Here is a 10592-nt window from a genome sequence, read left to right as displayed (position 1 = left end):
GGCCAAATCGCAGGAGAATCATATCATTGATGGTGTTTTCACACAGCCTGGACCCTGAGCCGACCTGACGAAGCGATCGTTCCGCAGCTCCATTGCCAGGCCTTCTCTTGGCCCAAGATGGATTGCAAAGACTTCACTGCATTGCTGTCGCCGGCTCAATTCGAGCGAACCATCGTGCGACTGGCTCGGCGGCCAGATTCATCGTACACTCCTTCCAGTTGAGGCTTTCGCGCCATGGCTGGAAAGCGGCGAGTTCCTGGCGGACGCAGGCTGTCGGCGATAATGGCCGCCGACGTCGCGGGCTATTCGCGGCTCATGCACGACGACGAGGAGGCCACGCACAGGTGTCTCACGGCGCTCCTTGACGATGTTATCGAGCCCACGGTGGCAGAGCACGGAGGCCGCATCGTCAAGAACACCGGCGACGGGTTCTTGGCCGAGTTTCCGAGCGCGGTCCAGGCAGTTCGAGCGGCCGCGCGCTTCCAACGCGCTGTTGGCGACCTACAGAAGAATGACGCGAAGGGCAAACGCCTTCTTTTTCGCGTGGGTATCAACATAGGCGATGTCATCTTCGAGCCCCACGATATCTTCGGCGACGGCGTGAATATTGCGGCTCGCCTCGAAGGTATCGCGGAGCCAGGCGGCACCTGCATCTCGTCTTCCGCCTACGATCAGGTCCGCGGCAAGGTCGATATGGCGTTCGAAGACATGGGGCCGCAGGCGCTGAAAAACATCGCCGAGCCGATACGTGTCTGGCGCGCAAAGCCGTCGGACTCAGAAGTCCCGAAGGACGTACCGGAGCGGCCTGTATCCGCTGGCGCTGGCGGCTCGCTGGGTCGAATCCGGGGCCGTCTAAAGCTTGCTGGCGGCGTGCTCGCGTCGGTCGTAACCGTCGGAGCGGTCGGGCTCTTCGGTTATTGGAATGCTTGGAACTCCGTCCGCACTAACGTTTTGCCGGACGGACAAAGGACACAGCGAGAGGCAGCGGCCCGGCCCGATATCGCTCCTCGCTTGTCTCTAGTCGTCCTGCCCTTTGCGAACCTCAACAACGATCCGGAGCAGGATTATTTCGCTGACAGCATTACGACCGACTTAACGACAGATCTCGCGCGAATGCGCAACGCATTTGTCATCGGACGCGGGACGGCTTTTACTTATAAGAACAGGCAGGTCGATCTGAAGACTCTCGGCAAGGACCTGGGTATCCGCTGGGCCGTACAGGGCGCGGTGCGGCGCGCCGGAGATCAGGTCCGGGTCAACGTGTCGCTTACAGATGTCGCGAGTGGTCGTGACATCTGGTCCGATCGTTTCGACAGTGATCGCACGAAAGTCTCAGTCTTGCCGGACCAGATCACAGCACGGCTCGCCCGCTCGCTCAATATTGAACTTGTCCAAGCTGAAAGCCGCCGTAGCGAAACGGACCGCTCGAAGAATCCGGATGCCGTGGACTTCGCCATGCGCGGCTGGGCAAAGTCCTATGAGCCCCGATCGAAGACGACAATTGCGCAGGCAAAGGAGCTATTCGACAATGCGCTGCGCCTCGATCCGGACAACGTCGATGCAATGATCGGGAAGGCGTGGTATCTGAGCCCCCCTATCAATTTGCTCTCCGGATGGCCTGTGTCCGTTACGGAAAACAAAAAGACGGCGACCAATCTCGTTGACAGAGCCCTTTCGAAAAGCTCGGCAAACGCAATGGCTCACGTGGTCAAGGGAGACACTCTTCGATTTGGTAACCCTGAAGAGGCGCTGCATCAATACGACGCTGCGCTTGAAATCAATCCGAATTTCCCGGCCGCCTACTCAGGTAAAGGAGATGCACTAATCCTCGTCGGGCGGGCACGCGAAGCCATATCCGTGACGCAGCTAGCCCTCCGGCTCAGCCCCAGGGATCCTTCTGCTGTCGCTTGGCGTTGGACTCTCTGCCATGCACACCTGCACCTGCACGATTATCAAGAAGCAATCGAAGAATGCAGGCGGACGACCAATATGAACAGCGCGTTCTGGTTCGCCTATATAGGTCTGGTCTCGGCTTACGCAGCGACCGGGCAATTGGAGCAGGCACAGCTAAGCTTAACCGAATTGAACAAGATCCGACCAGACTTTACGATCCAATGGTATCGTGATTTCGGTTATGCGCTCACGAGCAACCAGCAGTTTCGCCGTGAGTTCGACGACATTCTCGATGGACTCAGGAAGGTAGGCGTGCGGGAGCAGTAGAGCTACTTGCTTAGTGGCAAGCCGCGAAGTTCCGCTTCTGGCACTTCTACGACATCGGGCTGTGTCCGCTATTCCGCCGCTGTTGAGGGTTGAGCGGACATCAGTCAGTCGCTTAATGAGAACACGGCCTAGAGCGGGATGAGGCCGTGGCGACGGACCATCTTGTGCTTCGGAGGCAAGCGGCCTGAGTGCTGCGAGCCGGGTCCCATTCTACTTTGCATGGGGTTGTTTTCGCGTTTTTTGTCCGGGTCCCGCGGTGTGCCGCTGCCGCGCTGCACGGCGTCGGGGACACGGAAAATGGCCTGTGCAGAGCAGCCATGACCGCGATCCATTGCTTACGCGCTTCAAGTTTGGTCATCTGCCTCTACCCCGCACGTCAACGAAGCGGCGGGCGGGAGGAAAAATGAAGAACAAGATCACCGGCCGTTCGGCATTCCTGGCGCTGCTAAAGGACGAGGGCGTTACGCATCTGTTCGGCAATCCCGGCACCACCGAACTGCCGATCATGCACGCGCTGAAGGACCATCCCGACCTCACCTATGTGATGGCGATGCAGGAAAGCCTGGTCGTCGCCATGGCCGACGGCTTCAGCCGCGCCTCCGGCAAGCTCGTCGCCTGCAACGTCCATGTCGCGCCCGGCCTCGGCAACGCGATGGGCTCGCTCTACAACGCCAGCTTCACCGGCACGCCGCTGATCCTGACGGCCGGCCAGCAGGAGCAGGGCCACGGCCTGACGGAGCCGGTGCTTTATGGTCCGCTGGTGCAGATGGCTGCGCCCTTGGTCAAGTGGGCGGTGGAGGTGACGCGGCTGGAGGACCTGCCGCGGATTGTGCGCCGCGCCGCCAAGATCGCGACCACGCCCCCGACGGGGCCGGTGTTCATCTCGCTGCCGGGCGACATCCTCAATTCCGAGGCCGGCATTGAGCTTGGCCGCTCGACCCGCGTCGATACGCGCGTCAAACCATCGGAGGAATCGTTGCAGGCGCTCACCGCGCGGATTCTCAAGGCAGAGCGGCCGGTGATCATTGTTGGCGACGAGATCGTGAAAAGCGATGCGTTGCAGGAGGCCGCTCAACTCGCGGAAACGCTGGGTTGCCCAGCCTACCAGTCGTCGACGCCCTATGGCGCCCATTTCCTGTCGGAGAGCCCGTGCTTCATGGGTGCGCTGGCGCGCATCCAAAAGATCGCCCGTGACGCACTGTCGCCGTACGATCTCATCATCGCGCTCGGCGGCGATCCGTTGCGGATGTCGGTCTACAGCGAAGTCGATCCATTGCCGGACGGGCTGTCGATCGTGCAGATCGGACTGGTTGACCACGACCTCGCCAGGAACTATGGGGCGGAAATCGCGCTCAAGGCTGACGTGCGGGAAACCTTGCGCGCCTTGGTGCCGGCACTCAAGGCCGCCGGCGGCAGCGCGCTCCAGGCACGCGCGAGCCAAGGATTGGACGCGCTCGCCTCGAAGAACTGGACGGCGAGGCGCAAGCCGCTGGTCGAACAGATTGCGAGACATGCCGAGACTTCGCCGATCGATCCGGACTGGCTGGCGCTGCAGGTGGTCGAAGCGATGCCCGACAACGCGATCCTGGTCGACGAGGGATTGACGTCGTCGCGGCATATAATCGCGCTGCGTCCGCATCGCGACCGCTACGGGTATCATGCGCTCGCCTCAGGCGGCATCGGCTGGGGACTGCCGGCGTCCGTCGGCGTCAGCCTCGCCAATCCGCAACGGCCAGTGGTCTGTTATTCCGGCGACGGCAGCTCGATGTACTCGATCCAGTCGCTGTGGACGGCCGCAAACCACAAGCTGCCGCTGACGTTCGTCATCGTCAACAATGGCGGCTACCGCATCATCAAGCAGCGGCTGCTCGCCTTCCACGGCGACGATCATTACGTCGGCATGGATTTTGCGGATCCCCCGGTGGATTTTGCCGGCGTGGCGAAATCGCTTGGTCTGGAAGCGACGAAGGTGACCGATCCTTCTCAGTTGAAGTCCGTATTGTCGTCGGCCTTCAGCCGCCCCGGCGCGAAGCTGATCGAAGTCGTCGTGAGCAATGCGGTGAATTGAGAGGTTTGTCATTCCGGGGCGATGCGAAGCATCGAACTACGATGCGCAATTGCGCATCGGAGAATCTCGAGGTTCCCCGATGCGCAATTGCGCATCTGAGGTCTGGTCCTTCGGACCATCCCGGAACGACGGAGCACTTACTCCGCTGCCTGCACATGCGGGCGAAATCTCGCCGCCGGATGCTGCTCCGTCAGCCGGGCGCGGCCTGTGCCGAACAGCTTCTCGCGCAGCGTTCCCTTCGCATATTCGCCCTTGTACCGTCCTCGCCTTGTCAGTTCAGGCACCAGCATGTCGGCGATGTCCTCGAAATCGCCGGGCGAAGTGGCGAACGCGACGTTGAGGCCGTCGACGTCGGTCTCCTCGAACCAGGCCTCGATATGGTCGGCAACCTTCTCGGGCGTGCCGATCACGACCGGCCCCGCGCCGCCGATACCGACATGTTCGACGACTTCGCGCACGGTCCAGACCCTATCAGGATCGGCGCGGGTGACGTTGTCGAGCGCGGTGCGGCCCGCGTCGTTCTGGACGTGGCGCACTTCCTGGTCGAGGTCGTAGCTCGAGAAATCGACGCCCATCCAGCCCGACATCAAAGCCAGCGCGCCCTCCGTCGCGATGTGCGCCCGATAGTCGGCATATTTCGCTTTCGCCTCCGCCTCGGTGCGGCCGAGGATGATGGTCATCATGGAGAACATCAGGATTTCAGCCGGATTGCGGCCGATCTCCTGCGCCAGCGCGCGGATCGCGGCAACCCGCGGCCCGATGATCTTGGCCGACGGGCCCGACATGAATACGCATTCGGCATGTTGGGCGGCGAACCTTCGACCGCGCGGCGAGGTGCCGGCCTGGTACAGCACCGGCGTCCGCTGTGGCGACGGCTCGCTAAGATGGATGGCGTTGAGCCGGTAGTTGCGGCCCTCGTGCTGGATGCGATGCACTTTGGAAGGATCGGCAAAAATCCCGTGCGCGCGGTCGCGCAGCACGGCGCCATCCTCCCAGCTTCCTTCCCAGAGCTTGTACACCACCTCCATATATTCGTCGGCGATGTCGTAGCGGTCGTCATGCGCGGTCTGCTTGTCCTTACCGGCGCCGCGGGCGGCGCTGTCGAGATAGCCGGTCACCACGTTCCAGCCGATGCGTCCCTCCGTGAGATGATCGAGCGTCGACATTCTGCGGGCAAACGGGTAGGGCGGCTCGAAAGAGAGATTGCTGGTGACGCCGAAGCCGAGATTCTGCGTCACCGCCGCCATTGCCGGGATCAGCATCAGCGGCTCGTTGGCCGGCGTCTGCGCGGCATTGCGCAGGGCAGCGTCCGGGCTGTTGCCAAAGACGTCGTAGACGCCAAGCACGTCGGCGAGGAAAAGTCCGTCGAACCGGCCGCGCTCCAGTGTCTTCGCCAGGTCGAGCCAATAGGGCAGGCCGTTGTAGTCCAGCGTGCGATCGCGCGGATGGGTCCAGAGCCCCGGCGATTGATGCGCCACGCAGTTCATGGCGAAGGCGTTGAGCCGGATTTGCTTTGTCATGACGCGAACCTCGCAGCGCGCAGTTGCCTTGCGCATTTGCCCGGTTAAACGCCGGGCTGTTGCCTGAAATTGTTGCATCCTCGCTGCGTTTAGCAAGGCCCATTCGGCGGGCCCTGCCACTTCCAGCGGGCGGCTTATCCCGATAGGTTGCGGCCCCAACACGTTTGCGAACAAGGGAAAGAAATATGGCTGATAGAACCGACGCGGTTGCGCGGGTACGCGAGCATCTTCATTCCGGCGCGTTTCTCGCCGAGCTCGGTCGCAGGGTTGGATATCGGACCGAAAGCCAGAATCCCGGCAGCGGCGAGGCGTTGCGCGCCTATCTCGTGGACGACCTCCAGCCGGCCTTCGCCGCGCTCGACTTCTCCACCCGCCTGATCGAATCGCCGACCGGCAAGGGCCCCTATCTGCTGGCGGATTATCGTGAGGATCCCTCTCTGCCGACCGTGCTCACCTACGGCCATGGTGACGTCGTCGACGGCATGGAAGGCGAATGGCGCGACAATCTCGATCCGTGGCAGGTCACGACCAAGGGCGAGCGCGTCTATGGCCGCGGCACCGCCGACAACAAGGGCCAGCACAGCATCAACCTTGCGGCGTTGCGCGCGGTGCGCGAGACCCGCGGCGGCAAACTTGGCTTCAATGCCAAATTCATTATCGAGACCGGCGAGGAGATCGGCTCGCCCGATCTGCGGCAGGTGTGCGAAGCCCATCGCGAGGAGCTGCAAGCCGATCTGTTCCTGGCATCCGACGGGCCGCGGCTCTCGGCCGATCGGCCGACGATCTTTCTCGGCTGCCGCGGCGGCAACCGCATTCATCTCGATGTTAATCTGCGCGAAGGCGGCCACCATTCGGGCAATTGGGGCGGCGTGCTCGCCAATCCCGCGACGATTCTTTGCAACGCCATCGCGAGCCTCGTCGACGGCAAGGGGCGGATGAAGCTTGACGCACTCAAACCGCCGCGGATCTCGAATGCCGTCCGCGCGGCGCTTGCGGATGTGAGCATCGAGCCGACCGCGGACGAGCCGGCGCTGGCGCCCGACTGGGGCGAGGAGGGATTGTCACCGGCGGAGCGGCTGTTTGCCTGGAATACGCTGGAAGTTCTGGCGATGTCGTCCGGCAGTATCGAGAAGCCGGCCAACGCCATCCCCGGACGCGCCAATGCCGTGCTGCAACTTCGTTTCGTCGTCGGTACCAAATACGAAGAGGTCATTGACGCCGTGCGCACGCATTTGCACGCCAACGGCTTTCCGATGGTGGAAGTCAGCGGCACGCAACGTTTCGCCGCTTCGCGCACCGATGTCGATAGCCCCTGGGTGAATTGGACTGCGGAATCGATCCTGAAGACTACGGGCAAGGCGCCGGCGATCCTGCCGAATTTCGGCGGCTCACTGCCGAACGACGTGTTTGCCGAAGGGCTGGGGCTGCCGACGATCTGGGTACCGCATTCCTATCCCGGCTGCTCGCAGCATGCGCCGGACGAGCACATCCTGCTGCCGGTCACCGAGGAGGCGCTCGCCATCATGGCAGGGCTGTTCTGGGATCTCGGCGAGAAGCCGCCGGTCGGCGCGGTGCGGCGCTAAGCCTCTTCGTCCAGAGCGACCATTTCGCGCTTCTTGCGCAGCGCCGGCAGCAGCGGCGCGACGAGCAACACCAAGGCGAACGTCAGGCATACGGCCGAGATCGGCCGTTCCACGAAGGTCATGAGATCGCCCTGCGACAGGATCAGCGACTTGCGCAGATTGTTCTCTAGCATTGGCCCCAGCACGAAGGCCAGCACCAGCGGCGCCGGCTCGTAACCGAGCTTGCGCATGAAATAGCCGATCACGCCGAACGCGATCATCACGTGGACGTCGAACACGTTGTTGCTGGAGCAGTAGACGCCGATGATGGTGAACAGGATGATTAGCGGGAACAGGACGTTATAGGGCAGCTTGAGAAGCTGAACCCACATCCCGATCATCGGCAGGTTGAGCACGAGCAGCATCAGATTGCCGATATACATGCTGGCGACGATGCCCCAGAACAGGCCGGGATTCTGCGTGATCATCAAGGGGCCGGGCTGCAGGCCGTGAATGACGAAGGCGCCGAGCAACAGCGCCATCACCACATTCGGCGGAATGCCGAGCGTCATCAGCGGAATGAAGGCGCCGCCAGCGGCCGCGTTGTTGGCGGCTTCGGGACCTGCGACGCCCTCGATCGCGCCGGTGCCAAAGCGCTCCGGTGTCTTGGACAGCCGCTTTTCCAGAGCATAGGACGCAAAGGAGGAGATCACCGCGCCGCCGCCGGGCAGAATGCCGAGGAAAAATCCAAGGATCGTTCCGCGCGACATCGGGCCGGTACTGACCTTCCAGTCCTCCCTGCTCGGAAGCAGGTGCGTGATCTTGGTGTTGATGATGTCGCGTTTGATGACCTGCTCGGTGTTGAGCAGTACTTCGGCGACGCCGAACAGGCCCATCACCACAGGAACGAGGCCGATGCCGTCGATCAGCTCCACCCGGCCGAAGGTCAGGCGCGGCTGCGCGGTGATGCTGTCGAGCCCGACCACGCCGAGCACGACGCCGATGCAGGCCATCAACAGCGCCTTCGCCATCGAGCCCTGCGTCAGGAAGGTCAAGACGACGAGGCCGAGCACCATCAGGCTGAAATATTCGGCCGGTCCGAACGCGATCGCGACGCTGGCGAGCTTTGGCGCCACCAGCATCAGCGCGATCAGCGCGAAGGTGCCGGCGAAGAACGAGCCGAACGCGGCGATGCCGAGCGCCGGACCGGCGCGCCCCTTCTTGGCCATCTGGTGGCCATCGATACAGGTGACGACGGAAGCGGCCTCTCCGGGAATGTTGACCAGGATCGATGTGGTGGAGCCGCCATACATCGAGCCGTAATAGATGCCGGCCATCATGATGATGCCGGACTCCGGTGTGCCCGACAGCGTGATCGGCAATAGCAGCGACATCGCCGAGATCGGACCGATACCGGGCAGCACGCCGACCAGCGTGCCGATGAACACGCCGATGAAGCAGTAGATCAGATTGATGGGCTGCAGGGCGACGCCGAAGCCATGGGCGACATTGACGAGTGTATCCATGGCGCGATCAACCGATTTCGAAAATGCCGGAGGGCAACTGGATCAGGAGCAGGCGTTTGAGGATCCACCACATGCCCAGCGGAACCAGCACGGCAATCGGAATGGCCAGCGACCAGCGCACCGGATCGACCACGCGCAACAACAAGAGCATCAGCGGAATCGAGGACAATAGGAAGCCGAGCGGGTTGAGCGCGAACGAAAACGCGACGAGGCAGACGATGACGAGCAGCGGCTTGGTCCAGCGCGTGTTCATCCAGCGCGAGCCGAAGGTCGGCCCGCCCTCGGTCAATGCGGCGATGATGATCGAGGTAGCGAACAGGCACATCAGGATGCCGGTATAGAACAGCACGAAGCCGGCGCCGGGATCGTTGATGGTGCCGAGCTTCAGCTTGAGCCCGGACCAGATCACAAAGCCGCCGAGCGCAAGCCCGATCAGTCCGCCCCACAGCTCGGAATTGTTGAGGCGGAATTTGACGTCACTGTCGTTACTCATGCGAAACTCTCTCAGGCGTTCCCCGGACGCAGTGCAGCGCCGTTAACGCGTTTACGCGCGCCTTGACGCGCTATGACGTTGCGCTGCAGAGGTGGGGTCCACGGCTGGCGTCATGGGTCCCGGCTCTGCGGAGCAGCGCAAACGCGCTGCACCGCGTCCGGGACACGATTGCGGCTAGTTCGTCTTTTTCGCCAGACCGAGCTTGTCGACCACCTTGCGCTCTGACTCGGTAACTTCGACGACGAACTTCTTGTAGTCCTCGGTGCTCTTGTAACTGGGCACCATGTCGAATTTCGCCAGCGTCGCGATCACGGCCGGATCGTCCAGCGCCTTCTTGAATGCGTCGTGCAGCTTGGCGACGATCTTCGGGTCCATGCCTTTCGGTCCGGCGATGCCGAATGGCGAGTCATAGACCATGGGATAGCCGAGCTCCTTCAGCGTCGGCACGTCGGGATAATTCGGCGAACGCGCCGAGGTCCACACCATCAGGAGCCGCAGCTTGCCGGCGTCGACCAGCGGTCGCCATCCCGTTGAATCCGCCTGCAGCATCGTGTGCTGTCCCAGCACCGCGGCGTTGGTTTCCGCGCCGCCCTTGAAAGGAACCTGGGTGAGCTTGATGCCGGCCAGGGACGCGATCTGCTCCATGCCGATATGCAGCGATGTGCCGGCGCCCGGCGTCGCATAGGTCACCTTACCGGGATTCTGCTTGGCGTAGTCGACAACGTCCTTCCACGTCTTGAAGGGCGACTCGGCGCTGGTGGTAACGCCGAACGTGTAGCCGGTGAGGTGGACGATATAGGTGAAGTCCTTGGCCGGATCCCACGACACTTCCTGCATCAGCGGCAGCCGAAACACCGTGATCGGAATCTGTGCGATGGTGTAACCGTCAGGCTTGGCGCCTGCCGCCATAGTGGCCGGGCCGACGGTGCCGCTACCGCCAGCCTTGTTGTCGATGGCGATCGGCTGTCCCAGCACCTTGGAAGCGCTTTCGGCGATCGCGCGCATCGAGATGTCGGTCGAGCCGCCGGCCGGCCACGGGACGATCAGCGTAATCGGCTTGGTGGGATATTCTTGCGCGCCGGCGGCTGCGGATATCAGCATGAAGGCAGCAATAGCGGTCGCCAAATGGCTACGTCTGAACATATGCAACACTCCCCTGCAGCTTCCTTGACACGAGAGCCGCTTGTTTCTTCCCGGGCTGGA

At 62.5% G+C, this 10592-nt stretch carries 7 protein-coding genes; 3 read left to right on the top strand and 4 right to left on the bottom strand.

The window, feature by feature from the left end; translation table 11 throughout:
- Positions 1-282: 282 nt before the first annotated feature.
- Positions 283-2220, top strand: a complete 1938-nt coding sequence (locus KJQ96_RS19430; protein WP_213288151.1) for an adenylate/guanylate cyclase domain-containing protein — start codon at positions 283-285, stop codon at positions 2218-2220.
- 403 nt (positions 2221-2623) lie between these two features.
- Positions 2624-4288, top strand: coding sequence for a thiamine pyrophosphate-binding protein (locus tag KJQ96_RS19425; RefSeq protein ID WP_213288150.1), 1665 nt, complete (start codon positions 2624-2626; stop codon positions 4286-4288).
- 137 nt (positions 4289-4425) lie between these two features.
- Here KJQ96_RS19425 and KJQ96_RS19420 read toward each other — a convergent pair whose 3' ends face one another.
- On the bottom strand, positions 4426-5808 hold the full coding sequence (locus KJQ96_RS19420) for an LLM class flavin-dependent oxidoreductase (protein WP_213288149.1): 1383 nt from the start codon (positions 5806-5808) through the stop codon (positions 4426-4428).
- Between the two features lie 185 nt (positions 5809-5993).
- On the opposite strand from KJQ96_RS19420, the gene KJQ96_RS19415 reads away from it, so the two are divergent.
- A complete protein-coding gene (locus KJQ96_RS19415; protein ID WP_213288148.1) occupies positions 5994-7391 on the top strand; it encodes a M20 family metallopeptidase in 1398 nt (465 codons plus the stop codon).
- Here KJQ96_RS19415 and KJQ96_RS19410 read toward each other — a convergent pair.
- The 3 genes from KJQ96_RS19410 to KJQ96_RS19400 form a co-directional block, all read right to left on the bottom strand.
- A complete protein-coding gene (locus KJQ96_RS19410; protein WP_213288147.1) occupies positions 7388-8896 on the bottom strand; it encodes a tripartite tricarboxylate transporter permease in 1509 nt (502 codons plus the stop codon). The two genes, KJQ96_RS19415 and KJQ96_RS19410, sit on opposite strands and share 4 nt — an antisense overlap.
- A gap of 7 nt (positions 8897-8903) precedes the next feature.
- Positions 8904-9389, bottom strand: a complete 486-nt coding sequence (locus tag KJQ96_RS19405; RefSeq protein WP_213288146.1) for a tripartite tricarboxylate transporter TctB family protein — start codon at positions 9387-9389, stop codon at positions 8904-8906.
- A gap of 174 nt (positions 9390-9563) precedes the next feature.
- Positions 9564-10532, bottom strand: coding sequence for a tripartite tricarboxylate transporter substrate binding protein (locus tag KJQ96_RS19400; protein WP_213288145.1), 969 nt, complete (start codon positions 10530-10532; stop codon positions 9564-9566).
- Positions 10533-10592 lie beyond the last annotated feature (60 nt).

Source organism: Bradyrhizobium sp. sGM-13, assembly GCF_018398875.1.
In the GTDB taxonomy this organism is placed as follows: Bacteria; Pseudomonadota; Alphaproteobacteria; order Rhizobiales; family Xanthobacteraceae; genus Bradyrhizobium.
Note: the sequence above shows the minus strand (reverse complement) of the source record. Positions and strands in the feature narration are given on the sequence as shown.

Excerpts from the sequence above, each read along its gene's own strand:
- KJQ96_RS19430 (WP_213288151.1), top strand. The coding sequence starts at position 283 with ATGGCCGCCGACGTCGCGGGCTATTCGCGGCTCATGCACGACGACGAG.
- KJQ96_RS19425 (WP_213288150.1), top strand. The coding sequence starts at position 2,624 with ATGAAGAACAAGATCACCGGCCGTTCGGCATTCCTGGCGCTGCTAAAG.
- KJQ96_RS19420 (WP_213288149.1), bottom strand. The coding sequence starts at position 5,808 with ATGACAAAGCAAATCCGGCTCAACGCCTTCGCCATGAACTGCGTGGCG.
- KJQ96_RS19415 (WP_213288148.1), top strand. The coding sequence starts at position 5,994 with ATGGCTGATAGAACCGACGCGGTTGCGCGGGTACGCGAGCATCTTCAT.
- KJQ96_RS19410 (WP_213288147.1), bottom strand. The coding sequence starts at position 8,896 with ATGGATACACTCGTCAATGTCGCCCATGGCTTCGGCGTCGCCCTGCAG.
- KJQ96_RS19405 (WP_213288146.1), bottom strand. The coding sequence starts at position 9,389 with ATGAGTAACGACAGTGACGTCAAATTCCGCCTCAACAATTCCGAGCTG.
- KJQ96_RS19400 (WP_213288145.1), bottom strand. The coding sequence starts at position 10,532 with ATGTTCAGACGTAGCCATTTGGCGACCGCTATTGCTGCCTTCATGCTG.